The 26419-nt window shown below is 68.9% G+C and carries 28 protein-coding genes; 17 read left to right on the top strand and 11 right to left on the bottom strand.

The annotated features are described in order from the left end of the window. Positions 1-51 precede the first annotated feature (51 nt). From EOV43_RS10340 to EOV43_RS10330, 3 genes are read right to left on the bottom strand one after another with little or no spacing between them, the layout of a single operon-like run. A complete protein-coding gene (locus tag EOV43_RS10340; protein ID WP_128221214.1) occupies positions 52-2118 on the bottom strand; it encodes a PTS fructose transporter subunit IIABC in 2067 nt (688 codons plus the stop codon). Then, positions 2111-3067: a 1-phosphofructokinase family hexose kinase gene (locus tag EOV43_RS10335; protein ID WP_128221213.1), complete on the bottom strand. Its 957-nt coding sequence runs from the start codon at positions 3065-3067 to the stop codon at positions 2111-2113. Before EOV43_RS10335 ends, EOV43_RS10340 begins: the two co-directional genes overlap by 8 nt. Beyond that, complete coding sequence (locus EOV43_RS10330) at positions 3064-3831, bottom strand: DeoR/GlpR family DNA-binding transcription regulator (RefSeq protein WP_128221212.1); 768 nt, start codon at positions 3829-3831, stop codon at positions 3064-3066. Before EOV43_RS10330 ends, EOV43_RS10335 begins: the two co-directional genes overlap by 4 nt. A 139-nt stretch (positions 3832-3970) precedes the next feature. Here EOV43_RS10330 and ptsP point away from each other — a divergent pair, with 139 nt between their 5' ends. The 4 genes from ptsP (at position 3971) to EOV43_RS10310 (ending at position 9994) form a co-directional block, all read left to right on the top strand. After that, positions 3971-5686 (top strand): phosphoenolpyruvate--protein phosphotransferase, encoded by a 1716-nt coding sequence (gene ptsP / locus EOV43_RS10325; RefSeq protein WP_128221211.1) that lies wholly within the window; start codon positions 3971-3973, stop codon positions 5684-5686. Positions 5687-5855: 169 nt separating this feature from the next. Further along, positions 5856-6131 (top strand): 30S ribosomal protein S15, encoded by a 276-nt coding sequence (rpsO, locus tag EOV43_RS10320; protein WP_128221210.1) that lies wholly within the window; start codon positions 5856-5858, stop codon positions 6129-6131. A gap of 270 nt (positions 6132-6401) precedes the next feature. After that, positions 6402-8618, top strand: coding sequence for a polyribonucleotide nucleotidyltransferase (locus EOV43_RS10315; protein ID WP_128221209.1), 2217 nt, complete (start codon positions 6402-6404; stop codon positions 8616-8618). Continuing rightward, on the top strand, positions 8615-9994 hold the full coding sequence (locus EOV43_RS10310; RefSeq protein ID WP_239022080.1) for a M16 family metallopeptidase: 1380 nt from the start codon (positions 8615-8617) through the stop codon (positions 9992-9994). The genes EOV43_RS10315 and EOV43_RS10310 overlap by 4 nt, the downstream gene beginning before the upstream one ends. Positions 9995-10101: 107 nt before the next feature. On the opposite strand, the gene EOV43_RS10305 is transcribed toward EOV43_RS10310, so the two are convergent. Next, a complete protein-coding gene (locus EOV43_RS10305; RefSeq protein WP_128221208.1) occupies positions 10102-10617 on the bottom strand; it encodes a class I SAM-dependent methyltransferase in 516 nt (171 codons plus the stop codon). A gap of 81 nt (positions 10618-10698) precedes the next feature. Between EOV43_RS10305 and dapB the strand changes: the two genes are divergently transcribed. After that, entirely contained in the window at positions 10699-11463 is a 765-nt protein-coding gene (gene dapB, locus EOV43_RS10300) for a 4-hydroxy-tetrahydrodipicolinate reductase (RefSeq protein ID WP_239022079.1), read from the top strand. A 70-nt stretch (positions 11464-11533) separates the two neighbouring features. Here dapB and EOV43_RS10295 read toward each other — a convergent pair whose 3' ends face one another. The 4 genes from EOV43_RS10295 to EOV43_RS10280 form a co-directional block, all read right to left on the bottom strand. Further along, positions 11534-11848, bottom strand: a complete 315-nt coding sequence (locus tag EOV43_RS10295; RefSeq protein WP_128221207.1) for an AzlD domain-containing protein — start codon at positions 11846-11848, stop codon at positions 11534-11536. Then, positions 11845-12564: an AzlC family ABC transporter permease gene (locus tag EOV43_RS10290; protein WP_239022078.1), complete on the bottom strand. Its 720-nt coding sequence runs from the start codon at positions 12562-12564 to the stop codon at positions 11845-11847. Before EOV43_RS10290 ends, EOV43_RS10295 begins: the two co-directional genes overlap by 4 nt. 38 nt (positions 12565-12602) lie before the next feature. Then, positions 12603-12812 (bottom strand): hypothetical protein, encoded by a 210-nt coding sequence (locus EOV43_RS10285; protein ID WP_128221206.1) that lies wholly within the window; start codon positions 12810-12812, stop codon positions 12603-12605. A gap of 168 nt (positions 12813-12980) precedes the next feature. Next, a complete protein-coding gene (locus tag EOV43_RS10280) occupies positions 12981-13583 on the bottom strand; it encodes a DUF3043 domain-containing protein (protein ID WP_239022077.1) in 603 nt (200 codons plus the stop codon). A 220-nt stretch (positions 13584-13803) separates the two neighbouring features. Here EOV43_RS10280 and EOV43_RS10275 point away from each other — a divergent pair, with 220 nt between their 5' ends. From EOV43_RS10275 to erpA, 8 genes are all read left to right on the top strand, one after another. Beyond that, a complete protein-coding gene (locus EOV43_RS10275) occupies positions 13804-14598 on the top strand; it encodes a PspA/IM30 family protein (protein WP_128221204.1) in 795 nt (264 codons plus the stop codon). A 10-nt stretch (positions 14599-14608) separates the two neighbouring features. Then, positions 14609-14887, top strand: a complete 279-nt coding sequence (gene pspAA / locus EOV43_RS10270) for a PspA-associated protein PspAA (RefSeq protein WP_128221203.1) — start codon at positions 14609-14611, stop codon at positions 14885-14887. A 6-nt stretch (positions 14888-14893) separates the two neighbouring features. Further along, positions 14894-15808 (top strand): zinc metalloprotease HtpX, encoded by a 915-nt coding sequence (gene htpX / locus EOV43_RS10265; protein ID WP_128221202.1) that lies wholly within the window; start codon positions 14894-14896, stop codon positions 15806-15808. Positions 15809-15819: 11 nt separating this feature from the next. Further along, on the top strand, positions 15820-16413 hold the full coding sequence (pspAB, locus tag EOV43_RS10260; RefSeq protein WP_128221201.1) for a PspA-associated protein PspAB: 594 nt from the start codon (positions 15820-15822) through the stop codon (positions 16411-16413). A gap of 26 nt (positions 16414-16439) precedes the next feature. After that, positions 16440-17486 carry a sensor histidine kinase gene (locus tag EOV43_RS10255; RefSeq protein WP_128221200.1) on the top strand — a complete coding sequence of 349 codons (1047 nt, stop codon included), beginning with the start codon at positions 16440-16442 and terminating at the stop codon, positions 17484-17486. Positions 17487-17546: 60 nt separating this feature from the next. Next, the gene (gene nadA, locus EOV43_RS10250) at positions 17547-18719 is read left to right on the top strand and encodes a quinolinate synthase NadA (protein ID WP_128221199.1); all 1173 of its coding nucleotides are present in this window, start codon (positions 17547-17549) and stop codon (positions 18717-18719) included. Between the two features lie 113 nt (positions 18720-18832). Continuing rightward, positions 18833-19939, top strand: coding sequence for a glycerate kinase family protein (locus EOV43_RS10245; protein WP_128221198.1), 1107 nt, complete (start codon positions 18833-18835; stop codon positions 19937-19939). A 106-nt stretch (positions 19940-20045) separates the two neighbouring features. Next, positions 20046-20405, top strand: a complete 360-nt coding sequence (erpA, locus tag EOV43_RS10240) for an iron-sulfur cluster insertion protein ErpA (protein ID WP_128221197.1) — start codon at positions 20046-20048, stop codon at positions 20403-20405. 118 nt (positions 20406-20523) lie between these two features. Here erpA and EOV43_RS10235 read toward each other — a convergent pair whose 3' ends face one another. After that, a complete protein-coding gene (locus EOV43_RS10235; RefSeq protein ID WP_128221196.1) occupies positions 20524-20766 on the bottom strand; it encodes a hypothetical protein in 243 nt (80 codons plus the stop codon). A 63-nt stretch (positions 20767-20829) separates the two neighbouring features. Here EOV43_RS10235 and EOV43_RS10230 point away from each other — a divergent pair, with 63 nt between their 5' ends. Continuing rightward, positions 20830-21813, top strand: coding sequence for a carbohydrate kinase family protein (locus EOV43_RS10230; protein ID WP_128221195.1), 984 nt, complete (start codon positions 20830-20832; stop codon positions 21811-21813). Between the two features lie 53 nt (positions 21814-21866). Here EOV43_RS10230 and EOV43_RS10225 read toward each other — a convergent pair whose 3' ends face one another. Beyond that, complete coding sequence (locus EOV43_RS10225; RefSeq protein ID WP_128221194.1) at positions 21867-22103, bottom strand: sulfurtransferase TusA family protein; 237 nt, start codon at positions 22101-22103, stop codon at positions 21867-21869. 5 nt (positions 22104-22108) lie between these two features. Then, a complete protein-coding gene (locus EOV43_RS10220; protein ID WP_206611309.1) occupies positions 22109-23224 on the bottom strand; it encodes a cysteine desulfurase family protein in 1116 nt (371 codons plus the stop codon). Between the two features lie 211 nt (positions 23225-23435). Between EOV43_RS10220 and ctaC the strand changes: the two genes are divergently transcribed. From ctaC to EOV43_RS10205, 3 genes are read left to right on the top strand one after another with little or no spacing between them, the layout of a single operon-like run. Next, on the top strand, positions 23436-24320 hold the full coding sequence (ctaC, locus tag EOV43_RS10215) for an aa3-type cytochrome oxidase subunit II (protein WP_465263381.1): 885 nt from the start codon (positions 23436-23438) through the stop codon (positions 24318-24320). After that, positions 24317-25984, top strand: a complete 1668-nt coding sequence (ctaD, locus tag EOV43_RS10210; RefSeq protein WP_239022075.1) for an aa3-type cytochrome oxidase subunit I — start codon at positions 24317-24319, stop codon at positions 25982-25984. The genes ctaC and ctaD overlap by 4 nt, the downstream gene beginning before the upstream one ends. Then, complete coding sequence (locus tag EOV43_RS10205) at positions 25981-26379, top strand: cytochrome c oxidase subunit 4 (protein WP_128221192.1); 399 nt, start codon at positions 25981-25983, stop codon at positions 26377-26379. Before ctaD ends, EOV43_RS10205 begins: the two co-directional genes overlap by 4 nt. Positions 26380-26419: the final 40 nt, after the last annotated feature.

Raw genomic sequence — 26419 nt, 5'->3', positions numbered from 1 at the left:
CCCGAGGCTGTCAGCCTACGGACCCGGCGCGAACCGCGACGAGTTCGAGGATCAGGCCTCGACGGCCTTCTTGGAGCCGGCGCTCTTGAGCGCGGTGACCATGGCGGCAGCCACGATCACACCGGCGACCAGGGCGACGATGAAGCCCAGGACGTTCTCGACCGCGAAGAGGACGAAGATGCCTCCGTGCGGGGCGCGGACGCCGACGTCCATCGCCATCGAGACGGCACCGGTCACGGCCGAACCGACCATGATCGAGGGGATGACGCGCAGCGGGTCGGCAGCGGCGAACGGGATGGCGCCCTCGGTGATGAAGGAGGCGCCGAGCAGCCAGCCGGCCTTGCCGTTCTCGCGCTCGGCCTCGGTGAAGAGCTTCGGGCGGACGACGGTGGCCAGGGCCAGGGCGATCGGGGGCACCATGCCGGCGAGCATGACCGCCGCCATGATCTTCAGCTCGGGAGCGTCGGAGGCCAGCGAGGCGGCGCCGACACCGGCAGCGGCGAACGAGTAGGCGACCTTGTTGAGCGGGCCACCCATGTCGAAGGCCATCATCAGGCCCAGGACGATGCCCAGGATGATCGCCGAGGAGCCGTTGAGAGAGTTCAGGCCGTCGTTGAGCTGGTCCATCACCCACGAGATCGGCTTGCCCAGCACGACGAACATCACGAAACCGGCGATGATCGAGGTGAAGAGCGGGATCACCAGGACGGGCATCAGGCCGCGAGCCCAGGTCGGGACCTTCCAGCCGGCAATCCAGTGCGCGATCACACCGGCGAGGACACCACCGACGATGGCGCCGAGGAAGCCGGTCGCGGGAGCGCCGATGCCGTCGGCGGAGGCCACACCGAAGATGTTGGAGGCCAGACCACCCATGACGAAACCGGGGGCGATGCCCGGACGGTCCGCGATGGCGTAGGCGATGTAGCCGCCCAACGCCGGGATGAAGAACATGAACGCGGTCTTGCCGATGATGAAGAAGAGCGCGCCGATGTAGGCCAGCAGGCCGGAGTCGAAGAGCACGTGCTCCAGACCGAGGGCCTGGACGTCGGGCAGGTCGAAGAGGGTGTTGTTGACCGCGATCTCACCGTAGGCGTTGGTGATGTCGTACCCGCCGAGCAGGAACGACAGGGCGATCAGCAGACCGCCGGCCGCGGTGAACGGGATCATGTAGGAGACACCGGTCATGAGGACGCGGCGGGTGCGGCCACCCCAGGACTCCTTGGCTCCGGTGGTGTCGGCGGCAGCGGCGTCGGCCGAGCCCTCGACACGGGAGGCGTTCGGGTCGGCAGCGATCTTGAGCGCCTCGGCGATCATCGCGTCGGCCTCGTCGATCGGACGCTTCACGCCCGAGTTCAGGACCGGCTTGCCGGCGAAGCGGGCCTTGTCCTTCACGCCGACGTCGGTGGCGAAGATGACCGCGCCGGCTCCTGCGATGACACCGGCCGGGATCGGGGTGGAACCCGCCGAACCCTGGGTCTCGACGGCCAGCTCGACGCCAGCGCGCTCGGCAGCGGCCTGCAGGGCCTCGGCGGCCATGTAGGTGTGCGCGATGCCGGTGGGGCAGGAGGTCACGGCGACCAGGGAGGCCTTCTGCACCTCGGCGGGGGCCTCGACCGGTGCGGCAGTGGCAGTGGCGGCAGCGGCGGGAGCAGCGGCAGCGGCCGGGGTCTCGCCGATGGCCTCGTTGACCAGCGTGACGACGCTCTCGACGTCAGCGGCGTTGCGCAGCGCAGCGGTGAACTCGGGCTTGACCAGCGAACGGGCCAGCTTGCTGAGCAGCTGCAGGTGCGTCGAGTCACCGTCGGCCGGGGCCAGGATGAGGAACGCGAGGTCGGCAGCGCCGTCCTTGGCACCGAACTCGACGGCCGGGGCCAGTCGCGCGAACGCGAGAGTGGGGGTCTCCACGCCGGCGGTGCGGCAGTGGGGGATCGCGAACCCACCGGGGAGACCGGTTGCCGAAGTCGCCTCGCGGGCGAACGCGTCAGCGATGATCTGCTCGAGATCGGAGGCGCGACCAGCGTCGGCGACCAGGGCTGCGAGGCCCCGGATCACGTCGTGCTTGTCGGCGCCCCACTGGGCGTCGAGCCGGACCAGGTCCGGCGTGATCAGGTCATGCATGCCAACCTCCGAGGGCTGAAACGGAGACCAGGTCCGGGCGGACCTGGGTGGGGGTGGGAACCGTGGTGCCGGGCAGGGCTGCAGCAGCACTGCCGTAGGCGACTGACATGGTCAGGCGCCCGGGGGCGTCCAGACCACGCAGGTCGGCCAACAGGTGACCGAAGAGGGAAGAGTCCCCGGCGCCGACGGTCGAGACGACCGTGGTGGGCGGGGGAGAGGCGTGCCAGGCGCCGTCGGCGTTGACCAGCACGGCGCCGTTGCCGCCGAGGGAGGCGAGCACGGCACGGGCGCCCCGGTCCACGAGGACACGGGCGGCGCGGGCGGCGGCGACGGGGTCAGCCTCGAGGGCGTCGGCGTCGTCACCGGTCAGGGAGGCCAGCTCTTCGCCGTTGGGCTTCATCAGGTCCGGCTGGGCGTCGGCGAGGTCGGCGACGAGCGCGGCCAGCGGCGCGCCGGAGGTGTCGACGGCGACGCGGGCCCCGGTGTCGCGCAGCGCGCGGCACAGGTCGGCGTAGAACGTGGCCGGCGCGCCGGGAGGCAGGGAACCGGCCAGGACCACCCAGGTGGCGCCGGCTGCCTGCTCGACGACGGTGGCGGCCAGCGCCTCGACGTCGGTCGGGCTCAGGGTCGCGCCGGGGGCGTTGAGCTTGGTGGTGGTGCCGTCGGGCTCGGTGACGGTGATGTTCATCCGGATCGCGCCGGCGGGGGTCGAGGTCACGACGGTGACGCCACCATCGCGCAGGGAGGTGACGAACTCGTCGTCGTCACGGGCCGGGAGGACGGCGACGGTGGGGACCTCGGCAGCCACTGCGGCGCGAGAGATGTTGACGCCCTTGCCTCCGGGCTGGTCGAGCACGGTGGAGATCTTCTGGACCTCGCCGCGCTGCAGGGCGGTGGTGAGCGAGACAGTGCGGTCCACGCTGGGATTCGGGGTCAGGGTGAGGATCATGCGACGACCACCTCCAGGCCGTGACGCTCGAGTTCGCTGCGCTCGACGGCGTCGATGCCTGCATCGGTGACCAGGACGTCGACGTCGGAGAGGCGGGCGAAGCGGTGGGTCGACTCGAGCCCGAGCTTGCTGGAGTCGACGAGGGCGACGGTTCGTCGCCCTGCTGCGACGAGAGCACGCTTGGTGGCGGCCTCGTCCCTGTCGGGGGTGCTGAGTCCGAACTCGACGCTGAGGCCGTTCGCGCCCACGAACGACATGTCGACTCGGATCTCGGCGAGGGCGGCGACGGTGTCGGCGCCGACGGCTGCCTGGGTGGTGGGGCGCACACGCCCGGGCAGCAGGACCAGCTCGATGTTGGGGTTGCCGGCCAGGCGCGCGGCGAGTGGGACCGAGTGGGTCACGACGGTGAGCTGGTGGTCGTGGGGGAGGGCGGCGACCAGCCGGGCGGTGGTGGAGCCCGCGTCGAGCAGGATCGTTGAGCCGGGGGCCGGGAGCAGGGCGATCGCCGCGGCGGCGAGGCCTTCCTTGGCGTCGGTGTTGTGCTGGTCGCGCTCGTTGAGTCCGGACTCGGTGGGGGCCAGCGCGTCGACCGGGACTGCGCCACCGTGCACGCGGCGGACGAGGCCGCGGCGCTCGAGAGCGGAGAGGTCACGACGCACCGTCTCGGTGGTCACGGAGAAGTCCTCGGCCAGCCGGGCGACGGAGACCCGTCGTTCGGCGTTGATGAGCTGGGCCATGGCCTGTTGGCGTTCCTCGGCGTACACGTCGGCGTCCTTCCTGGGTCCCGAGACTGATCATGGGGGGGATCGGAACGGGATCCGACAGATGCCCGTTCATCTTTGTACCTGTTGGTTTACGCCCGATTGTGTTGCTTGTCAAGGTTTCAGTCGATAACGTGACGACATGAGCACCACCACGACCCCGGCCGTTGCCGGCACGCCCCACCACCTCCGTGGCACTCCCGTCGTCCCCGGCCTCGCTGTCGGTCCCGTCGTGCAGGTGCGCACCGACGTCTCCGCCGCAGCTGTCGCTGCCTACGGCGACGGTGGTCACGCCGACGCCGAGGCCGCCCTCGCGGCGTTCGACGTTTCCGTCACTGCGGTCTCCGACGCCTTCACCCGTCGCGCGGCCGATGTCCAGGGCCAGGCCAGCGCGGTGCTCACCGCCACGGCCGGGCTTGCCAAGGACCGGGGCCTGCGTGGCGCCGTGGCCAAGGCGCTCGGCAACGGCGCCTCGCTGCTCGACGCGATCGCCGAGGCGGTCGAAGGTTTCGTGACCCTCTTCGAGTCGATGGGCGGCCTGATGGCCGAGCGCGCCACCGACCTGCGCGACATCCAGCGTCGCGTGGTCGCCCACCTCGTCGGCGAGCCCGAGCCGGGTCTGGCGCTGCCGGCCGTCCCGTCGGTGCTGGTCGCCGAGGACCTCGCCCCCAGCGACACCGCAGGTCTCGACCCGGCACGCGTGCTCGCCCTGGTCACCGAGAAGGGCGGGCCCACCAGCCACACCGCGATCATTGCTCGCCAGCTCGGGATCCCCTGCGTGGTCGGCACCAAGGGTGCCTTGGCGCTCGTCGTCGGCGCCGACGTCCTCGTGGACGGTTCCACCGGTCTGGTCGAGCTGGACGTCGACGTCGACGCGGCCCGCGCCCGCATCGCCGCTGATGCTGACCGGATCGCCCGGATCGAGGCATGGGAAGGCCCCGCCGCCACCGCCGACGGTGTTCCGGTCAAGCTCATGGCCAACGTCGCCGACGGCGCTTCGGCCCGCGACGCCATCGCCGCGCCGGTCGAGGGCGTCGGCCTCTTCCGCACCGAGCTCTGCTTCCTCGACCGCGCCGTCGAGCCGTCGGCCGAGGAGCAGGCCGACATCTACGCCGAGGTGCTCGAGGTCTTCGCCACCGCCGAGCGAGCCGACCAGCACGTCGTGGTGCGCACCCTCGACGCCGGCTCCGACAAGCCGGTCGCGTTCGCCACTCACGAGGGCGAGGAGAACCCCGCCCTGGGTGTGCGCGGCCTGCGCCTGGCGTATGAGAACCGTGGGCTGATGGAGCGTCAGCTCGACGGCATCGCCGCCGCGGCGCAGCGCACCGGCGCCGACGCCTGGGTGATGGCGCCGATGGTCGCCACCGTCACCGAGGCCCGCGAGTTCGCCGCCGAGGTCCGTGAGCGTGGACTGAAGCCCGGCGTCATGATCGAGGTCCCCTCGGCCGCGCTGCTCGCCGACCGGATGCTGGAGGTGGTCGACTTCCTCTCCATCGGCACCAACGACCTCACCCAGTACACGATGGCGGCCGACCGCATGGCTTCCGACCTCGCTCACCTCACCGACCCGTGGCAGCCTGCCGTGCTGACCCTGATCCAGATGACCGCGGCTGCCGGTCGACGCGCCGGAAAGCCGGTCGGAGTCTGTGGTGAGGCTGCCGCCGACCCGCTGCTGGCCGTCGTCCTGGTCGGCATGGGCATCACGTCGCTGTCGATGGCCGCCTCGGCCGTGCGAGCCGTCGGGGCACGGTTGGCCGAGGTGACCGAGGCCCAGTGCCGCGAGGCCGCCGCGGTCGCCCTCGCGGCCACCAGCCCGCGTCGTGCGCGCGAAGCCGTGCATGCCCTGCTGGGTGCCTGAGGGCCGGGTGGCGGGCCGGGTCCTTCGCGATTGGGGACGCTGCCGGCGTCGCTGTTAGTCTTGTCCGGTTGCCCGTGGCGGGCAACGTCGCCGTCCAACGGCCGCGGAACCAGAGTGCCCGGGTGAACAGGCCCCGGCGCGCCGCGCAACGAATTGAAGGGAGCCCCGCATGTCCATCGGTACTGACGCGGAGACCAAGAAGAAGATCATGGCCGAGTACGCCATCACCGAGGGTGACACTGGCTCGCCCGAGGTTCAGATCGCGCTGCTCTCGCACCGCATCTCCCACCTGACCGAGCACCTCAAGCAGCACAAGCACGACCACCACTCGCGTCGTGGTCTGCTGCTCCTGGTCGGCCAGCGTCGCCGCCTCCTGAACTACCTGCAGAAGGTCGAGATCGCGCGTTACCGCTCGATCGTCGAGCGTCTCGGCCTGCGCCGCTGACGAAGTGCTGAGGGTCCGCTCCCGCGTGGAGCGGGCCCTTTGCCGCATTTCTGGCTAGGATCAGAAATGTGTCCGCCACGAGCGGGCCATCACAACTGAACACGAAGACACCACACAAGGAGCACCCCGCGATCAGGCTCGGTCCTCGGTAGTGGCCTTCAGGCGGACCGCACGGTCCTGCTGCGGGCCTCGATCGAAGACCGGCCACGTCCCAGACACAGGACAGGTTTCCCGCGGGTGCTCCGCGAACAGAAAGGGCCCACACTCTCCGTGGAACCCATCATCTCCGCCGTCGAGACCACTCTCGACAATGGCAAGTTCGGCCAGCGCACCGTCAAGTTCGAGACCGGCCTGCTGGCCCGTCAGGCTGCCGGCGCCGTCACCGCCTACCTGGACGACGAGACCATGCTTCTCTCGGCCACCACGGTCGGCAAGCAGCCGAAGGACCACTTCGACTTCTTCCCCCTCACCATCGACGTCGAAGAGCGCATGTACGCCGTGGGTCAGATCCCCGGCTCGTTCTTCCGTTCCGAGGGTCGCCCGGGCGAGGACGCCATCCTCACCTGCCGTCTGATCGACCGCCCGCTGCGCCCGACCTTCAAGAAGGGTCTGCGCAACGAGGTCCAGGTCGTCATCACCGTCATGGCGCTCGACCCCAACCAGCCGTACGACGTGCTGGCCATCAACGCTGCGTCCATGTCGACCCAGCTCTCCGGCCTCCCGTTCTCCGGTCCGGTCGGCGCCACCCGCGTCGCCCTGATCGAGAACCAGTGGGTCGCCTTCCCGACGCACGCCCAGCTCGAGGACGCCGTCTTCGACATGGTCGTCGCCGGTCGTGTCACCGAGACCGGTGACGTCGCGATCATGATGGTCGAGGCCGAGGCCACCGAGCGCACCATCGAGCTCGTCGCCGGTGGCGCCACCGCGCCCACCGAGGAGGTCGTCGCCGGCGGTCTCGAGGCCGCGAAGCCCTTCATCAAGCAGCTCTGCGAGGCCCAGGTTGAGCTCGCGAACGTGGCCGCCAAGCCCGTCGCCGAGTTCCCGATCTTCCTCGACTACGAGGACGACGTCTACGCCGCCGTCGAGGCTGCCGTCTCCGAGGCCACCGCGCAGGCGCTGACCATCGCCGGCAAGCACGAGCGCGAGGACCGCCTCGACGAGATCAAGGCCGAGCTGCTCGAGAAGATCGGCGCTGACTTCGAGGGTCGCGAGAAGGAGATCGGTGCTGCCTTCCGTTCCCTGAACAAGGCCCTGGTCCGCCAGCGCGTCCTGCGCGACAAGATCCGCATCGACGGTCGCGGCCTCGCCGACATCCGTCCGCTGCACGCCGAGCCGGGCGTCATCCCCCGCGTCCACGGCTCCGCGCTGTTCGAGCGTGGCGAGACCCAGATCCTGGGCGTCACCACCCTCGACATGCTCAAGATGGAGCAGCAGCTCGACACGCTCTCCCCGGAGAAGCACCGTCGTTACATGCACAAGTACGTCTTCGCTCCGTTCTCCACCGGTGAGACCGGCCGCGTCGGTTCCCCGAAGCGTCGCGAGGTCGGTCACGGTGCGCTGGCTCGCCGCGCCCTGCTGCCCGTCCTTCCCTCGCGCGAGGAGTTCCCCTACGCGATTCGTCAGCTCTCCGAGTGCATGGGCTCCAACGGCTCCACCTCGATGGGCTCCGTCTGCGCCTCGACTCTGTCGCTGCTGCAGGCCGGTGTCCCGCTGAAGGCTCCCGTGGCCGGTATCGCGATGGGCCTGATCTCCGACCAGGTCGACGGTGAGACCCGCTACGTCGCCCTCACCGACATCCTCGGTGCCGAGGACGCGTTCGGCGACATGGACTTCAAGGTTGCCGGTACCCGTGACTTCGTCACCGCCCTGCAGCTCGACACCAAGCTCGACGGCATCCCGGCCGACGTGCTGGCTGGCGCACTGACCCAGGCCCGCGACGCCCGCCACACCATCCTCGACGTCATGAACGAGGCCATCTCCGGCCCCGAGGCCATGGCCGAGACGGCTCCGCGCATCATCACCGTGAAGGTCCCTGTGGACAAGATCGGTGAGGTCATCGGGCCGAAGGGCAAGGTCATCAACCAGCTGCAGGACGACACCGGCGCCTCGATCTCCATCGAGGACGACGGCACCGTCTACATCGGCGCCACCAACGGTGCTGCAGCTGAAGCGGCGAAGGCAGCCATCAACGCCATCGCCAACCCGACCATGCCCGAGGTCGGCGAGCGCTACCTCGGCACGGTCGTGAAGACCACCAACTTCGGTGCCTTCGTCTCGCTCATGCCGGGCAAGGACGGCCTTCTGCACATCACCAAGCTGAAGGCCCTCAACGGCGGCAAGCGGATCGAGAACGTCGAGGACGTCGTGTCCGTCGGCCAGAAGATCCAGGTCGAGATCGGTGAGATCGACGACCGCGGCAAGCTGTCGCTCGTCCCCGTCGTCGAGGACGCCGAGGCTGAGGCCCCGGCGGAGACCGACGCCGAGTGACGCTGAAGAGCAACGGACCGGCCGGCCAGCAGAATTCTGCTGGCCGGTCGGCCATTTCGACCACCTCCCCGCAGCCGGTCGGTTCGACCCGCACCCTGCTGCAGGTGGAGGACACTGACGGACGCGTCACCTCGCTGGTGCGTCGTACTCTCCTGCCCGGCGGCCTGCGCGTCGTGACCGAGCAGATGGCCGGCGTGCGTTCCGCGTGCGTCGGTGTCTGGATCGGTATCGGTTCACGAGACGAGTCCCCGAGCCTCCACGGCGCCTCGCACTTCCTGGAGCACCTGCTGTTCAAGGGCACCAAGGAGCGCACCGCCATGGAGATCTCCGTGGCCCTCGACGAGGTTGGTGGCGAGTTCAACGCGTTCACCGCCAAGGAGTACACGTGCTTCCACGCCCGTGTCCTCGACGAGGACCTCGACCTGGCCGTGGACGTCCTGGGCGACATGATCACCAACTCGGTGATCACTGACGACGACGTCGAGGCCGAGCGTGAGGTCATCCTCGACGAGATCGCGATGCACGACGACGACCCCGACGACGTGGTGCACAACCTCTTCGCCGCCCAGGCATGGGGTGACTCGCCCCTCGGCCTCCCGATCGCGGGAACCGAGGAGTCGATCGAGGGACTGACCCGCGACCAGATCGTGCGGTTCTACAAGAAGCACTACCGTCCGGCCAACATGGTCGTCACGGTGGCCGGCAACGTGGAGCACTCGGCCGTCGTGCGGAGCATCCGCAAGGCGTTCGGTCGCAACAACTTCCTGGTCGGTGACGAGTCCCCGGTCCGTCCCCGCATCACCGCGGAGGCACAACCGGTCAAGCCGGGCGTTTCGAAGGTCATCCGCCCGCTGGAGCAGGTCAACGTAGTGCTGGGGGTCAAGGGTCTGACCCGCAACGACCCGCGTCGCTACGTGCTCGGTGTGCTCAACACCGCACTGGGTGGCGGCACCTCGTCGCGCCTGTTCCAGGAGGTGCGCGAGAAGCGCGGACTGGCCTACTCGGTCTACTCCTTCGCCTCTCACCACGACGTCGCCGGCACCGTCGGTGTCGGCGTGGCGTGTGTCCCGGCTAAACTGGACGAGACCCTCGAGGTGGTGCGTGCGGAGCTGGCCAAGCTGGCTGCGGAGGGCATCACCGCCGAGGAACTTGCGCGCGGCAAGGGCCAGATGCGCGGCGGCATCGTCCTGGGGCTGGAGGACTCCGGTGCGCGCATGTCGCGTCTGGGCAAGTCCGAGATGGTCTACGACGAGCTGATCTCGATCGACGCCGTGCTGGACGCGATCGCGTCGGTCACGCTCGAGGAGGTCAACGCTCTGGCGGCCGAGCTCTTCGTCCAGCCCGAACTGATGGCTGTGGTGGGCCCGGAGGCCTGATCACAGGTCTCGAACACTGCGCCGGCCTTCGGGCCGTCCATGGTGCCGGACGCAACGAGGGCCCGGGAGGAAAAATCCTCCCGGGCCCTCGTCGTACGTGCTGGGGATCAGCGCTTGCCGATGATGCCGATGACCGGCGGCTGCTTCTGCTCGATGATCGAGACGCGGAAGCCGCCCTCCTGCAGCGCCTTGGAGGCGTTGCGGACCATGTCGGGGACCAGCTCGGGGCGCGAGGCCTCGTAGAACAGGAACACCGAACCGCCGGGGACGACGCGCTCGTGGAGCAGCGCCACCTCGTCGGCGCACTCACGCGACCAGAAGAGGTTCACGTTGAAGGAGAAGACCTTCGTGAGGCGCTTGACCGGAACGCGAAGCGTCGCGAGGTCGATCTGACGCACGGTCAGACGGCCTGCCTCGACGTACTTCGCGTTGCGGCGCTTGGTGCGGTCGACGCCGGACTCCGAGCGGTCGATCGCGAAGAGCTTACCGGTCTCGAGCTTTCCGCAGATGACCTCTGCTGCGGCGCCGTTACCGCATCCGATCTCCAGCACCTGGTCGTTGGGCTGGACATCCATGTACTCCACCGCCCACCGAATACGGGCCGGGATCTGCTGCAAAACCATGGGGTACAGACTGCCATGCCCATGGTCACGGGGAGGCACCGCCACCCTCACAATTCGGTGTTCACGCTAGGGTCAGTTTCCGTGAACACCACTGAAGCCCCCCTGCGCGTCGCGGTCCTCGGAGCCCGCGGCAAGGTCGGACGCGAGATCTGCAAGGCCGTCGAAGCTGTGTCAGACATGACCCTGGTCGCCGAGATCGACGCCGGTGACCCGATCGAGCGTCTGGTGGAGTCCGGGGCCCAGGCCGTCGTCGACTTCACCCACCCCGACGTCGTCATGGGAAACCTGCAGTTCTGCATCGAGAACGGCATCCACGCTGTCGTCGGCACCACCGGCTTCGACGACGAGCGTCTGGCCCGTCTGGGGGAGCTGCTCGCGGCCTCTCCCGAGACCGGCGTGCTGATCGCTGCGAACTTCTCCATCGGCGCGATCCTGATGATGCGCTTCGCCGCCCAGGCGGCCCCGCTGTTCGAGTCCGTCGAGATCGTCGAGCTGCACCACCCGACCAAGGCCGACGCGCCGTCCGGCACTGCCGGCCGCACCGCTGAGCTGATCGCCGCGGCCCGTCGTGAGGCCAACTCTCCGGCGATGCCCGACGCGACGTCGCAGGAGATCGACGGAGCGCGTGGCGCGGACGTCGACGGCGTCCGGGTCCACTCGGTCCGTGTGCGTGGCCTGGTGGCCCACCAGGAGGTCATCCTGGGCGGTCTGGGCGAGACCCTGACCATCCGCCACGACTCGATCGATCGTGCGGGCTTCGGCCCTGGTGTGCTGGCCGGTCTCCGCGCCATCGAGGCGCACCCCGGCCTGACGATCGGCCTGGAGCACTTCCTCGACCTGCCCTGAGCAGTCACGACGTAGGACGCAGGGCCCCGGACGACGCTCGGCCGGGGCCCTGCGTCGTTGCTGAGCCGTGTCAGGCCAGTCGCAGCAGCGCGGCCACGACGGCGGCGCCGAACACCACCACCAGGAACGGCGCCCGCAGCAGCAGTGCGGCGACGGCGAACGCCAACCCGGCGAGGCGGGCGTCGAGCACGAGTCGGGTGCCGGAGGCAACCACCTGGACGGCCACGAGGGCAGCCAGGAGCGCGACCGGGATCAGCGCAGCGGCGCGGCGTGCCGTCGGTCGGTCGAGCACCTGCTGGGGCAACGACATGCCGGCCCACTTCAGGAGGTAGGCCCCGACGCAGGCGATGCCCAGGGCGACCCACAGGGTCGTGGAGTCGTTCATCGCTGCTCCTCGGGGGAGAGGAGCCCGACGAGGAGGGCCACCGAGCCCGCGACCAGGACGGGGACCCCGGCCGGGGTGGCGGGGACCAGCGTGATCGCCACGATCGCGGCCACGAGCGCCACCCGACGGTTGGTCGCGGTGCCCAGCCGTGGCCACAGCAGGGCCAGGAACGCGGCGCCCACGGCGGCGTCGAGGCCGAAGGTGCGGGGATCGCCCAACGCATCACCGGCGAGCGCACCGCACAGGGTCGCGAGGTTCCAGAGCAGGAAGACCGATCCGCCGGTGTGCCAGAAGGCCGTCCGCACCGAGGCGGTGTCGGGGCGGGTGACGGCCATCGCCGAGGACTCGTCGATCACCACGTGGGCCGCCAGCGCCCGCCGGGCGGGCCGGAGTGCGAGTCGCGGCGCAAGGCCGATGCCGTAGAAGGTGTTGCGGGTGCCGAGCAGCAGGGCTGAGGCGGCGCCGGAGAACGGAGACGCGCCCGAGGCGACGACGCCCACGAAGGCGAACTGCGAGGCACCGGTGAACATCACCAGCGAGAGCAGGCAGGTCTGCAGGGTCGAGAGTCCGGACGCCACCGAGACGGCACCGAACGAGAGCCCGTAGACCCCGGTCGCGGCGCCGACGGCCCAGGAGTCGCGGACCAGTGCCCGCCGGGTGGTCGGCGGATTCTCCGGGCCGTGGGGAGGTTCGATCGTGGGGGAGGGGGATGGCACCCCGCGAGGGTAACCAGCCCGGCCGTGGGCTGCGGGAATCAGCCGGCGGTCGCGGAGCCTCCGTCGCGGTGGGCACCGACCACCAGCCGGGCGAGCAGTGCGCCGACGGCGACGGCCCCCAGCGTCGCAGCCGGGACGAGCACCGGCACCTGCGGGCTGATGCCGAGCCACAGGCCCACGACGCCGCTGAGGACGAGAACGGTGACGGTGACGCCCCAACGGTGCAGGGCGGGGAGCGGTCCGAGCACGAGAACCCCCGAGAGTTGGTGACGAATGCCGGGGCTCCAGTGTGTCTCAGATCACCGAGAAGACAAAGGGAGGCATGCCGAGAACAGGGGAATCGCCGCACCGCCGTCGTCGGGAACGACACGAGACCGCCCGGAACACCGGACGGCCTCGTGCGTGGACGACGTGGATCAGCGGTAGTTCTCGCCGAGCGCGTCGCCGATCTTGCGCTGCGGCTTGGGCAGACGCATGAACTTCATCTGCATGGCGCGCGAGATCGCGTAGTACGTGGTGCCCTTGAGGTCCGCCTCCGGGAAACGGGCCTTGAGTTCCTTGCGCAGCTTCATCCGCAGGAAGACCATCTCCAGGACGATGAACAGCATCACGCCCAGGAGCAGGATCTCGCTGCTGGCGCGGACGCTCTCGCTGGGCACGAAGCCGAGCAGCAGCACGACCACCATCAGCGGCAGCAGCAACTCGATGAACGAGAAGCGCACGTCGATGTAGTCGCGCACGAACCGGCGAACCGGACCGCGGTCGCGCGAGGGCAGGTGGGTCTCGTCGCCGGTGCGGTAGGCCTCACGGACCTTCGCCGACGCGGACTCGCGGGCCTTGCGGTTGGCGGCTGCGATCTCCTTGCGGCTGCGCGGGGTCTTGGCGCGGGCGCGGGCGGCGGCCTCGGCCTCCTTGCGGCTCGGCGTGGGACGGCCCTTGCCACCGACCTTGGTCGGCGTGCCGGCCGCGGAGGAGTTCTCTGCGGGGGGCTGGGGAGCGGACTTGGCGGATCGGGACACGGAGGAGCCTTCTGACGAACGGACCGGTGATGTCGAGGATACCGGGGACCACCCTCCCGGACCTGTTCGCCCGGCTTGCGAGGAGCGCCTAGGGTTGTCACACACACGCGTGCGCTCGGTCACGCCGGGACGAGTGTCTCGTCGGGCCGTCGTACGACGCACCCTGCTGCACCCGGCCTCCACCCTCGGATCGGGCGCCAACCACGAGGAGAACGATTTCATGAGTCTCATGAAGCGAGCCAGCCTGATCTTCAAGTCGAAGGCCAACAAGGTGCTCGACAAGGCCGAGGACCCCCGCGAGACCCTCGACTACAGCTACCAGCGTCAGCTGGAGCTGCTCAGCAAGGTGCGTCGCGGTGTCGCCGACGTCGCCACCAGCCGCAAGCGTGTGGAGCTCCAGGTCACCCAGCTCGAGCAGCAGGCCGCCAAGCTCTCGGACCAGGCGCAGAAGGCGATCGACGTCGGCCGCGAGGACCTCGCCCGTGAGGCGCTGACCCGCAAGTCGGGACTCGCCACCCAGATCAGCGACCTCCGTGCCCAGCACGCCCAGCTCCAGGGTGAGGAGGAGAAGCTCGTCCTGGCCCAGCAGCGTCTGCAGGCCAAGGTCGAGTCCTTCCGCACCCGCAAGGAGACCATCAAGGCCACCTACTCCGCAGCCGAGGCGCAGACCCGGATCACCGAGGCCATGTCCGGAATCGGCGAGGAGATGGGTGACGTCGGCCTGGCGATCCAGCGCGCCGAGGACAAGACCGCCGACATGCAGGCCCGAGCCGGCGCCATGGACGAACTCCTCGCCTCCGGTGCCCTCGACGACTTCTCCCACAGCGGCGGTCGCGGCGACGACATCGCCCGCGAGCTCGACGCGCTGAGCGCTTCGGCCGACGTCGAGGCCGAGCTGGCCGCCCTCAAGGGCCTCAAGAAGGGCCCCGAGGCGATCCAGGCGCCGCAGCAGCAGCCCGGTGGTGTCTTCCAGGCCGAGCAGATCACCGACCCGCAGCGCAACCAGAACTTCTGAGGAGCCAGCCATGATCATCCGCATCCTCGGTGAGGGCCAGTACGACGTCGCCGACTCCGCGCTCGACGAGCTCAACGCGCTCGACGCCGTCGTGGAGGCAGCCGTGCACGCCGGTGACGAGGCCGCCTTCGCGCCGGCGCTCGAGGCCCTGGTCGACGGTGTCCGTCGCCTCGGCTCGCAGCACGAGGTCGACAGCCTCGACGCCTACGACCTCATCCTGCCGATGGCTGACGCCTCGCTCGACGAGGTCCGGGAACTCCTCGCCGACGACGGTCTGATCCCGGGCTGAGCCCCCGTGGCCCGCACCCGCTTCGCCGACGACCACGGGCTCACTGCCCGCATGACGTTGGTCATGCTCCTGCTCGGCGGCCTCTTCGTGGGGCTCGTCGTGGTGCTGATGTACGCCTTCAGCGACTACGCGTTCCTGATCGGGATCGCGGGGATCGCGGTGGCGTTCTACCAGTGGTGGAGTTCGGACAAGGTCGCCATGAAGGCGATGCGGGCCCGTGAGGTCACCCCGGAGCAGGCGCCGGAGCTCCACGGCATGATCGACCGTCTCTGCTCGATGGCCGACATGCCCAAGCCGCGGGTGGGGATCTCCGAGATGAACGTCCCCAACGCGTTCGCGACCGGACGTTCTCCCGAGCGGTCGGTGGTCTGTGTGACCACCGGCCTGCTCGGGATGCTGAGCGCCGACGAACTCGAGGGCGTCCTGGCCCACGAGCTCTCCCACGTCGCCCACCGTGACGTGCTGGTGATGACCATGGCCTCCTCGGCTGGCATCGCCGCCGGCATGCTGACCCGTGCGGTCCAGTTCGGCGGGATGGGGCGCAGTCGCGGCAACAGCAACGAGAACCGGTCCGCGTTCGCCGCCATGATGGTCGCCCTGGTGGTCAGTCTGGTCGTGTACGCGATCAGTTTCTTCCTCACTCGACTCCTGTCCCGCTACCGGGAGATGGCTGCCGACCGGGCCGGGGCGTACCTGACCATGAAGCCGGAAGCGCTGGGGAGGGCCCTGCAGAAGATCTCGGGTCAGATCTCTGTGACCCCGGCGGCGGACCTGCGCGGCACCGGCGCCATGAATGCCTTCTTCATCGCCCCGGCGATCAGCGGGGACACCTTCCGTCGAGCCACCTCCACCCATCCCTCGCTCGAGCAGCGACTCGACCAGCTCGCCCGGATCGGCACCGAACTGGGTCGCGAACACTGAGAAGGAAATCCATGGGCATCCTCGACTCCCTGCTGGGGCGCAGCCGACCCAAGCAGCCCGACCTCGACGCCCTGTTCCAGGTGCCGTCCGCCGCGCTGACCTTGCTCACCGAGCTCGGCATGACGCCCGTCGGTCAGGGATCGGTCTGCTACCGCGCCGCCACCGGAGCCGGCTTCGACCGGGCCGGGGACGAGTTGCGTGGCCTGCTTGCGCTCGACCCGACGTTGTCGGTCACCACCAGCGTCGACGCCTTCGGCTACACGTGGACGGTCGTCGAGACCGGTGACGGGGCCGACAGCGACGTCTCCACCCTCTGCACGGCCCTGCACACGGTCAACTCCGCGCTGGAGGCCCAAGGGTTCGGTCCGGGCCTGCTGTGCACTGTCGTCGGGTTCGAGACGTCCGAAGGCCAACGGGTGGGGCTCGTCTACCTCTACAAGCAGGGCACCTTCTACCCGTTCGCCCCGGTGCCGGGCGCGAACGCCCACGACCCGCGACGTGACAGCGTGCTCGAACTCAGGATGCGTGACGCACTTGCTGGGGAACTGCGGCTGGAGAAAGACCTGCAGCGTTGGCTGGCAGTGTGGGATGCTCCCGGACTGTGACGTCCGACACCTCAGCCCATGCTTCCGTGGAGTCCGCTCGCGCACCCGTGGGTGCCGGTGCGGCGGCCCGCCTGCAGGCCGAGGTGCCCGACATCTGGCCGGGGCTGTGCGAGGTGCTGTCCGCGGCGTTGGGTGAGGCCCGCGTCGACGTCGTCGCCGACTCCCCGGACGGCCCCGTCACCGTGGTTCGTGCTCCCGGGCGGGTACCTCGGGACTCCGAGGTGGCCCACCATGAACCGCTCCGTTGCGGGACGGGACGCGAGTTCGCCACCCTGGTCGTCGTCAAGAGAGGCCCCGAGCCGTTCACCGAGCGCCAGACGGCGCACGTCAGGGCCGTGGGGGAGTCCCTCTGTGCCGCCCGTGAGGTGGCCGTTCTCCAGGGGGTCGTGTTCGACCTCGAGGAGCAGGTCGCGCGGGCGCCCGAGGCACTCAGTGACGGAGCCGGTCAGCTCGCCCACGACATCAACAACCCCCTGGCCGCGACGTCGATGTCCCTGGAGATCGCTCGTGACGAGGTCACCGACCCCCTGGTCGCCAAGCTCCTGGACCGCGCCGTCAACGGCACTCGCCGGATGAAGCGGATGGTCGCCGACCTGGTCGCCTTCAGCGCCGCGCCCGGCCCGGGAGTGGCCAACCTCGAGGACTCCCTGGTGCGCCTCTGTGACGAGTTCTCGGGAACGGCCGTGGCCGAGGTCCGGGGCGTGGGCACAGATGTCCTGCTCCCGTTCACGCCGGCCCACCTGGACCTGCTGATGGTCGCGTTGCTGGAGAACGCGGTGAAGTTCGCTCACGACGACCAGGATCCCCTGGTCGAGGTCGTCGCCGGAGCGTCGTCCGAGCGCGACGGGTGGGTCCGGGTGAGCGTCCACGACGCCGGCCGCGGCATCGCACCCGACCACCACGACCGGGTCTTCACGCCCACCGTCCGCCTCGACCGCCGCGTCCCCGGACTTGGGTTGGGGCTGGCCACGGTGCGTCGTCTGGTGGCTGGGGCAGGGGGGCGTACCGGGGTGGCAGAATCGCATCTGGGTGGTGCCGAGGTGTGGTTCGAGGTCCCGTCCGTCGCCGGGTGATCGTTCCGCCGCGGCACGGGGTGTGACTTCGGTCGCGAGGAGGCGACTAGGATTCCCGCCATGACGACGATCGACCTGCCGCTCCTGCCCCTGGGCAAGGGACGTGACCTGGACGCCGAGCGCGGCGTCGAGTGCCCCGGCGACCTGCCGGCGCCGTCCGACCCCGACCTGGTTGCCCGCGCCGAGGCGGCGAAGGCCGCCCTCGGCGAGCGCCTCTTCGTGCTCGGACACCACTACCAGCGTGACGAGGTCATCCAGTTCGCCGACGTCACCGGCGACAGCTTCAAGCTGGCCCGTGAGGCTGCTGCCCGACCCGCCGCCGAGTTCATCGTCTTCTGCGGTGTGCACTTCATGGCCGAGTCCGCCGACATCCTCACCAACGACTCCCAAAAGGTCGTCCTGCCTGACCTCGGCGCCGGCTGCTCGATGGCCGACATGGCCCGTCTGGGCCAGGTCGAGGACGCCTGGGACGCGCTCGCCGAGGCCGGCGTGATCGACCAGGTCGTGCCGATCACCTACATGAACTCCTCGGCCGACATCAAGGCGTTCTGTGGTCGCAACGGCGGTGCCGTCTGCACCTCCTCCAACGCCGAGGTGGCACTGGAGTGGGCCTTCGCGCAGAAGGACGACGCCAAGATCTTCTTCTTCCCCGACCAGCACCTGGGCCGCAACACCGCGGTCCTCGAGCTCGGGTTCTCCCTCGACGACTGCGTCGTGTGGAACCCGCACCGGCCCAACGGTGGCCTCACGGTCGAGCAGATCCGTGCCGCCCGGATGATCCTGTGGCAGGGCCATTGCTCGGTGCACGGTCGCTTCTCCGCCGACGTCGTCGACGAGCTGCGCGTGGCTCACCCCGGCATCACCGTGATGGTGCACCCCGAGTGCACCCACGAGGTCGTCACCCGCGCCGACCTGGTCGGTTCGACGGAGTTCATCATCAAGACGATCGAGGCCGCTGAGCCCGGCACCTCGTGGGCCATCGGCACCGAGCTCAACCTCGTCAAGCGTCTCGCCGACGCTCACCCGGACAAGAACATCGTCTTCCTGGACCGCAACGTCTGCTACTGCTCGACGATGAACCGCATCGACCTCCCGCACCTGGTCTGGGCGTTGGAGAACCTGGTGGCTGGCAACGTCGTCAACCAGATCACCGTCGACGTCGAGACCGAGAAGTGGGCCAAGGTCGCGCTGCAGCGCATGCTCGACCTCCCCGGCAAGACCTCCAAGGACTGACCTGCCGCTCCGGCAGACTCCCCGGGGCATCCAGCAGGGCCCGTCGACCCACCGCGAGGTGGGAACGGCGGGCCCTGCTGCACGGGGCCGACGTCACGGTGGAAGATGTGCGCATGCGCGTCGTCTTCGCCCCCGACAAGTTCGCCGGCACCCTCACCGCTCCCGAGGCCGCTGAGGCCATGGCGGCGGGGTGGCGTCGTCACGTGCCCGACCTCGACGCGGTGCTTGTCCCGATGGCGGACGGGGGACCGGGGTTCGTCGACGTCCTGCACTCCACGCTCGGCGGTGACCTGCTCGACCTCGAGGTGAGTGGCCCGCACGGCAGCATGGTCCCGGCGCAGGTGCTGCTGGTCCCGGACGCGGGAGGCGCTGGAGTGACCGCCTACGTCGAGTCCGCGCACGCCAACGGCTTGCACCTCACGGGACGCCACCGACCGCGAACGGCCACCACCCGTGGAGTCGGTGAACTTGTTGCCGCGGCCGTGGACGCGGGCGCGACCCGCATCGTGCTCGGCGCCGGAGGCTCGGGCACCAACGACGGGGGAGCAGGCATGCTGGCGGGCCTCGGCGTGACCGCGGACGTGCCGCTCGACGCCGGGCCGGACGGCCTGCGTGGTGTCACCCGGGTCGACCTCGCCCCTGCCCTGGCGCGCCTGGAGGGGATTGAACTGGTCCTGGCCTCCGACGTCGACAACCCACTGACCGGGATGTTCGGCGCGCCGAAGGTCTTCGGCCCGCAGAAGGGGCTCGACGACGCCGACGTGGTCGAGGTCGACGCCCTTCTGTCCCAGTTCGCACGCTGCTGCGACCTGCGCGCCTCGCTGCAGCAGGGAGCAGGTGCCGCGGGTGGCCTCGGCTACGCGGCACTGCTGCTGGGTGCCGTGCGACGCCCCGGGTTCGACGTCGTCGCCGACGCGGTCGGACTCACGACGCTGGTTGCCGACGCCGACCTGGCGGTGACGGGGGAGGGGTGCTTCGACGCCCAGTCCGGTGCCGGCAAGGTGCCGCACGGGGTCGCCCAAGTGGCCCAGGCCCAGCTGCGACCGTGCGTCGTGCTCGCCGGGGCGGTGGAGGTCGGCGCCCGCGAGGCACGTGGTCTTGGCGTCGAAGCGGCCTACGGACTTGTCGACATGGTGGGACGCGAACGTGCCTTCGCCGACGCCGCCGGGGCACTGGCCGACGTCGCCGAGCGGGTCGCCCGTTCGTGGAGCGCCGGCTGAGCCGGTGCGTACCGGGGCGGCCGCAGAGCGTCGTGCGGCAGGGGAATAACCCGGCGTGTGAGAGCATTGACGCGTAGACAACAGCCTCCACCCCCTGGGAGTTCACATGACCGAGCAGGTCGAGACCACCGAGCGTCGTACGGACCAGATCAACATCAGCCCGGTCGCCGCCGCCAAGGTGAAGAGCCTCCTCGAGCAGGAGGGCCGCGAGGACCTCTCGCTCCGCATCTCCGTCCAGCCGGGTGGCTGCTCGGGTCTGCGCTACCAGCTCTTCTTCGACGAGCGCACCCTCGACGGTGACGTCGTGACCGACTTCGACGGTGTCTCCGTCGTCGTCGACCGCATGAGCGTCCCGTACCTCAACGGCGCGATGATCGACTTCGTCGACACGATCGAGAAGCAGGGCTTCACGATCGACAACCCGAACGCCACCGGCTCCTGCGCCTGCGGCGACTCGTTCAACTGATCCTCGCCTGCGTCACCGGCCGCTCGCGCGGTCGGTGACGCAGGACGGACAGCAGAGAGGCCCCTGACCCATCGGTCGGGGGCCTCTCTGTGTCACTGGTTGTTGCTGGCGGCTCTGCTCAGTCCAGATGCAGGTGCAGCGAGTTCGCCAGAGCGGCCGTCGCCGCCGTCACCGTGATCTCTCGCTTGGGGAGCTCGGAGGGGAAGTCGGCGAAGTGGATGGAGGGGGCCTCCTGGACGGCGGCGCGAGCTGCGCGCTCGAGATCCAGGCTGGAGGCGACGCGTCGTGCGTCGGCAACCATTTCGGCGGGGTGTGAGAGCTCGTCGTGGGTCAGGTGTGCTGCCTGCGTGATCGGCTTCATGGGAGAGACGCTAGGTGTTACCGATTGGTACGTGAACCGGTACTGAACGGTATCCTGCGTCGCATGCCTCTGCTCATCGCCGGCTCCATCGCGACCGACCACCTGATGTCCTTCGGAGGGCAGTTCTCGGACTCCCTCGTGGCTGACCAGCTGGACAAGATCTCCGTCTCCTTCCTCGTCGACGACCTCGAGGTCCGTCGCGGCGGGTGCGCGGCCAACATCACCTTCGGCCTGGGCAACCTCGGCCTGCGTCCGGTCCTGGTCGGAGCCGTCGGCGAGGACTTCGCCGGCTACCGCGCCTGGCTGGAGCGTCACAACGTCGACTGCGACTCCGTGCACGTCTCGGAGACCAAGCACACGGCCCGTTTCGTCTGCACCACTGACACCTCCATGGCCCAGATCGCGTCGTTCTACCCCGGCGCCATGAGCGAGGCCCGCGAGATCGAGCTCAAGCCGATCGTCGACCGCGTCGGTGCTGCCCAGTACGTCCTCGTCGGCCCCGACGACCCCGAGGCGATGGTTCGTCACACCGATGAGTGCCGCCAGCGCGGTTACCGCTTCGTCGCGGACCCGTCGCAGCAGCTCGCCTTCGGCGACGGCGAGCTGATCCGCAGCCTCGTCGAGGGCGCGGACATCCTGTTCTCCAACGAGTACGAGTCGTCGCTGATCACCTCCAAGACCGGTTGGTCCAAGGAGGAGGTCCTCGACCGCGTGGGCACCTGGGTGATCACCCTGGGGGCCGACGGTGTTCGGATCGAGCGCAAGGGTGCCGAGCCGATCGTGGTTGCCGCCGTGGCCGAGGTGGAGGCCGTTGAGCCCACCGGTGTCGGTGACGCGTTCCGTGCCGGTTTCCTCGCCGGTCTGGTCTGGGAGCTCGACACCCGACGCTCGGCCGAGCTGGGCTGCCTGCTTGCCGCGCACGTCGTGGAGAAGGTCGGCACCCAGGAGTACACGCTCACCCGTGAGCAGTTCCTGGCCCGTGCTGAGAACGCCTACGGGGCCGAGGCCGCTGCGGAGATCGCTCCGCACCTCTCGACCTTGCGCTGACCGTGATGAACTGACTGCCCTGGGCTGACTGCTCTGGGCTGACCCCTCAGTGTTCAGCTGATCCGGCGGACCAGGTGCCTCGGCACCTGGTCCGTCGTCATTTCTTCACCCACGTACTCCTGGCCCCGCATCCGGCACCAGGCCGGGACGTCCACCCGCGCCGCGACGTCGCGTGCGAGGACGGCCACGAGTTCGCCGACGGCGACCTCGGTGTACCGGCGCCCCAGCTGGATCACCGGCATCGGACACAAGAGGTCGGTACAGTCGAGTTCGAGTGCTGCGGGTGTCATGGCGTTCACATCCCGATCCGGGCGCGCAGGTCATTGACGACGCGCGGCAGGACGGCGAGGAAGGCGTCAATCTGGGCATCGGTGGTGTCTCGGTGCAGCGAGAGTCGCACGTTGCCGTGGGTGAGTGCTCCCATCGCGGCCAGGACGTGCGAGGGAGTCATCGTGGACGACGTGCAGGCCGAGCCACTCGCGATCCCGAACCCGGCCCGGTCCAGTTCAGTGACCAACGACTCCCCGTCGAGGTAGAGGCAGGAGAACGTCACGACGTGCGGGAGCCGGTCCTCGGGATCACCGACCACGTCCACGTCCTCCATCGTCGACACCGCGCGACGGATCCGCTCGATCTGCGCATGCTGACGTCTCTGCGTTGCCTCGCCCTCGGTGAGCGTGGCCTGCAGCGCCGCAGCGGCGGCCAGGACGCCCGGAACGTTGTCGAACCCGGAGGCACGTTCGTCGCCGCGGTCATCGACCGGGAACGGGTGACGCCAGCGCGCCCCCTTGCGGACGAGCAGCAGTCCGACGCCGGCCGGTCCGCCCCACTTGTGCGCGGATCCTGCGGCGACGTCCCAAACGGCGGGGACGGGGGAGTGGCCCCACGAGGCGCAGGCATCGGTGAAGAGCGGAATGTCGCCGAGGTGTTCCTTGGCCGCGACGAGGTCCTGGCGGGTGCCCACCTCGTGGTTCGCGCTCTGCAGGGCGAACGCCGCGAGGTCGTCCGCGTGCTCGTCCAGCACCGTGTCGAGCGCCGCGAGGTCGAGAGCGCCGCTCCTCAGCACCGGGACCTCGACCGTGGGCCCGCCACGCCAGTCGAGGGCGTGCAGCACCGAGGAGTGCTCGACGGCGGAGTGGGCGACCGTGGCGCCGTGACGTCGACGGCCGTGGGCCAGGCCCAGCAGACCGCGGTGCACGGCGTCGGTGCCCGACGTCGTGAAGGTGACCTCGTCCGGACGCAGGCTGAGGCAATGGGCCACCACTTCGCGGGCGTTGTCGAGCAGCATCCGGGCCCGTCGACCCTCGTGGTGGAGGCGTCGCGGGTCGGCCCACCCCTGGTCGAGTGCAGCCATCAGGGTGGTCCGCGCGGAAGGATGCAGGGGGGTGGAGGAGACTGCATCGAGGTCCACCCGTGCAAGAGTGGACCCGGACGGGTCGCCAGATCCGGTCGAAGGTCGTTCGGACCACGACTCTTCCCGTGTCTCGTCGCTGCTCTGGTGCACGAGGAGAACCTAACTGCACACCGTTGAGACGACCTCGGGGAGACCCTGTCTCCACTCCGGGGACGTGTTCCGATAGTGTGGCCCCATACGTGACTGCCCAAGAGAGAGAGGCTCGTTCGTGGGTCTGCAACTCCCCTCGCGCGCAGCGGCACCCGTGAAGAAGGGTGTGAGAGCAGCTGTGCTGGGTCTCGGCCTGCTCGCACTCGGTGCGTGCTCCGCTGAGGACAAAGATCAGATCAGAAACCTCGCGATGCCGGATCCGGCGTCGGAGCAGGCTCCTGCCACCTTCGAGCTGTGGAAGTGGAGCTGGGTCGCGGCCGCCGTTGTCGGCGTCATCGTCTGGGCCCTCATGTTCTACGCGGTCTGGAGGTTCCGCCGTACCGCGAAGAACCAGGTTCCCGTTCAGACGCGCTACAACCTGCCGCTCGAGATCTTCTACACCATTGCCCCGATCCTGATGGTGATCGTCTTCTTCTTCTGGACGGTTGACGCCCAGAACGAGATGCTCGACAAGGACGCCAAGGTCGACCAGACGGTCGACGTCGTGGGCCAGCAGTGGTCGTGGACCTTCAATTACACCGGCCAGGCCGCTGACGGAAAGACCCCGTACGTCGTGGGTACGACCGCCGAGCGCCCGACTCTGGTGCTGGAGAAGGACAAGACGGTTGAGTTCAAGCTGCACTCGCCCGACGTCATCCACTCGTTCGGCATCGACGCCTTCCTCATGAAGATGGACGTCATCCCGGGCACGGTCAACACCATGCGTGTGACGCCGAACAAGGTGGGCGACTACAACGGCAAGTGCTTCGAGCTCTGCGGCGTCTACCACTCCCGCATGCTGTTCGACGTCAAGGTCCTTGACTCGGCTGACTACGCCGCCTACATCGACGGACTCGTCGAGGAAGGCTCCGTCGCCGACGCGCCGCTCCTGGGTGGTTCGGACGTCAACACCGTCGCCGGTCTCGAGACCGAGGGCACCAAGAACGAAGGAGGCCACGAGTGAGCGCCGCCGCTGCTGCCGCTCCCGTGGGCGGGCGTAAGTCGTTGGGACAGCAGGCCGTGCGCATGCTGACCACGACGGACCACAAGCTCATCGGAAAGATGTACCTGGTCACCTCGTTCGTGTGGTTCATCCTCGGTGGCCTCATGGCCATGGTGATCCGCGCAGAGCTGGCGTTCCCGGGTCAGCAGGTCGTCAATGACGAGCTGTACAACCAGATGTTCACCATGCACGGCACGATCATGCTGCTGCTGTTCGCGACGCCGTTGTTCTTCGGTTTCGCCAACGTGATCATGCCGATCCAGATCGGTGCTCCTGACGTGGCGTTCCCGCGCCTGAACATGTTCAGCTACTGGCTGTACCTGTTCGGTGGCCTCATTGCCGCGTCCGGCTTCCTCACCCCCACCGGTGCAGCCGACTTCGGTTGGTTCGCCTACGTCCCGCTCTCCGACGCGGTCCGTTCGCCGGGATCGGGTGGCGACCTGTGGATCATGGGTCTCTACCTCAGCGGTCTGGGAACCATCCTGGGTGCCGTCAACTTCATCACCACGATCATCTGCATGCGTGCCCCCGGAATGACCATGTTCCGGATGTCGATCTTCACGTGGAACACCCTGATCACCTCGATCCTGGTTCTCCTCGCGTTCCCGATCCTCGCCGGCGCGCTGCTCTCCCTCGAGGCTGACCGCATCCTCGGTGCCCATGTCTTCGATCCGGCCCACGGTGGCCCGATCCTGTGGCAGCACCTGTTCTGGTTCTTCGGTCACCCTGAGGTGTACATCCTCGCGCTGCCGTTCTTCGGTGTCGTCTCCGAGATCCTGCCGGTCTTCTCGCGCAAGCCGATCTTCGGTTACGTCGGTCTGGTTGCCGCGACGCTCGCCATCGCGATCCTCTCGATCGCTGTGTGGGCTCACCACATGTTCGTCACCGGTCAGGTCGACCTCCCGTTCTTCGCGGGCATGACCTTCCTGATCGCCGTGCCGACGGGCGTGAAGTTCTTCAACTGGATCGGAACGATGTGGGGCGGATCCATCTCGATGGACACCCCGATGCTCTGGACCATGGGCTTCCTGACCACCTTCCTCTTCGGTGGTCTGACCGGTGTCATCCTGGCGTCGCCGCCGCTCGACTTCCACGTCTCCGACTCCTACTTCGTGGTTGCTCACTTCCACTACGTGGTCTTCGGAACCGTCGTCTTCGCGATGTTCGCGGGCTTCTACTTCTGGTGGCCCAAGTTCACCGGTCGCATGCTCGACGAGCGTCTCGGCAAGATCCACTTCTGGATCCTGTTCCTCGGCTTCCACACCACGTTCCTGGTCCAGCACTGGCTGGGCGTCGAGGGCATGCCGCGTCGTTACGCGGACTACCTGCCCGAGGACGGCTTCACGCTGCTGAACCAGATCTCCACCGTGGGTGCATTCCTCACCGCCGTCTCGACCCTGCCGTTCCTCTGGAACGTCTACAAGACGCGCAACGCTCCCAAGGTCGAGGTTGACGACCCGTGGGGCTGGGGTCGCTCGCTGGAGTGGGCCACCTCGTGCCCGCCGCCGCGTCAGAACTTCTCGAAGCTGCCGCGCATCCGTTCCGAGTCCCCGGCGTTCGACCTCCACCACCCGGAGCTCGCTGCGCACGACGAGGACGACACCACTGAGGGAGGCGCCCGATGAAGGTCGAAGCTTGGATCTTCGGAATGTGCGGAATCTTCTTCGCACTGGTCACCCCGGCCTACTGGGTGATCGCGGGAGACTGGACCGGTACGTCCGCCCTGACCATGGCCACCTTCCTGGCGCTCATGGTCGCTGCTTACCTGGGTTTCCAGGCCAAGCGCATGGACGCTCGTCCCGAGGACCGTCTCGACGCTGAGATCGCGGACGGAGCCGGCGAGTACGGCTTCTTCCCGCCCTTCTCGTGGTGGCCGCTGTGGTGCGCCCTTCCGGCTGCACTGGCTGTCTTCGCGATCGCGATGACTGCATGGTGGCTGTTCGTGGTGGCCTTCGGCCTCGCGATGGTCGCCGCTGTCGGCTGGGTCTTCGAGTACTACCGCGGCGCGCACGCTCACTGAGCCTGCCTGCCCACCGCGAAGGGCGCGGAGTGGATCTTCC

The organism is Nocardioides yefusunii, from assembly GCF_004014875.1.
Lineage (GTDB): Bacteria > Actinomycetota > Actinomycetes > Propionibacteriales > Nocardioidaceae > Nocardioides > Nocardioides yefusunii.
This window is presented reverse-complemented; position numbering and strand designations above follow the sequence as displayed.

Coding starts and splice junctions, on each gene's coding strand:
- EOV43_RS10340 (WP_128221214.1), bottom strand. CDS start 2,118: ATGCATGACCTGATCACGCCGGACCTGGTCCGGCTCGACGCCCAGTGG.
- EOV43_RS10335 (WP_128221213.1), bottom strand. CDS start 3,067: ATGATCCTCACCCTGACCCCGAATCCCAGCGTGGACCGCACTGTCTCG.
- ptsP (WP_128221211.1), top strand. CDS start 3,971: ATGAGCACCACCACGACCCCGGCCGTTGCCGGCACGCCCCACCACCTC.
- rpsO (WP_128221210.1), top strand. CDS start 5,856: ATGTCCATCGGTACTGACGCGGAGACCAAGAAGAAGATCATGGCCGAG.
- EOV43_RS10305 (WP_128221208.1), bottom strand. CDS start 10,617: ATGGTTTTGCAGCAGATCCCGGCCCGTATTCGGTGGGCGGTGGAGTAC.
- EOV43_RS10295 (WP_128221207.1), bottom strand. CDS start 11,848: ATGAACGACTCCACGACCCTGTGGGTCGCCCTGGGCATCGCCTGCGTC.
- EOV43_RS10275 (WP_128221204.1), top strand. CDS start 13,804: ATGAGTCTCATGAAGCGAGCCAGCCTGATCTTCAAGTCGAAGGCCAAC.
- pspAA (WP_128221203.1), top strand. CDS start 14,609: ATGATCATCCGCATCCTCGGTGAGGGCCAGTACGACGTCGCCGACTCC.
- pspAB (WP_128221201.1), top strand. CDS start 15,820: ATGGGCATCCTCGACTCCCTGCTGGGGCGCAGCCGACCCAAGCAGCCC.
- nadA (WP_128221199.1), top strand. CDS start 17,547: ATGACGACGATCGACCTGCCGCTCCTGCCCCTGGGCAAGGGACGTGAC.
- EOV43_RS10245 (WP_128221198.1), top strand. CDS start 18,833: ATGCGCGTCGTCTTCGCCCCCGACAAGTTCGCCGGCACCCTCACCGCT.
- erpA (WP_128221197.1), top strand. CDS start 20,046: ATGACCGAGCAGGTCGAGACCACCGAGCGTCGTACGGACCAGATCAAC.
- EOV43_RS10235 (WP_128221196.1), bottom strand. CDS start 20,766: ATGAAGCCGATCACGCAGGCAGCACACCTGACCCACGACGAGCTCTCA.
- EOV43_RS10230 (WP_128221195.1), top strand. CDS start 20,830: ATGCCTCTGCTCATCGCCGGCTCCATCGCGACCGACCACCTGATGTCC.
- EOV43_RS10225 (WP_128221194.1), bottom strand. CDS start 22,103: ATGACACCCGCAGCACTCGAACTCGACTGTACCGACCTCTTGTGTCCG.
- EOV43_RS10205 (WP_128221192.1), top strand. CDS start 25,981: ATGAAGGTCGAAGCTTGGATCTTCGGAATGTGCGGAATCTTCTTCGCA.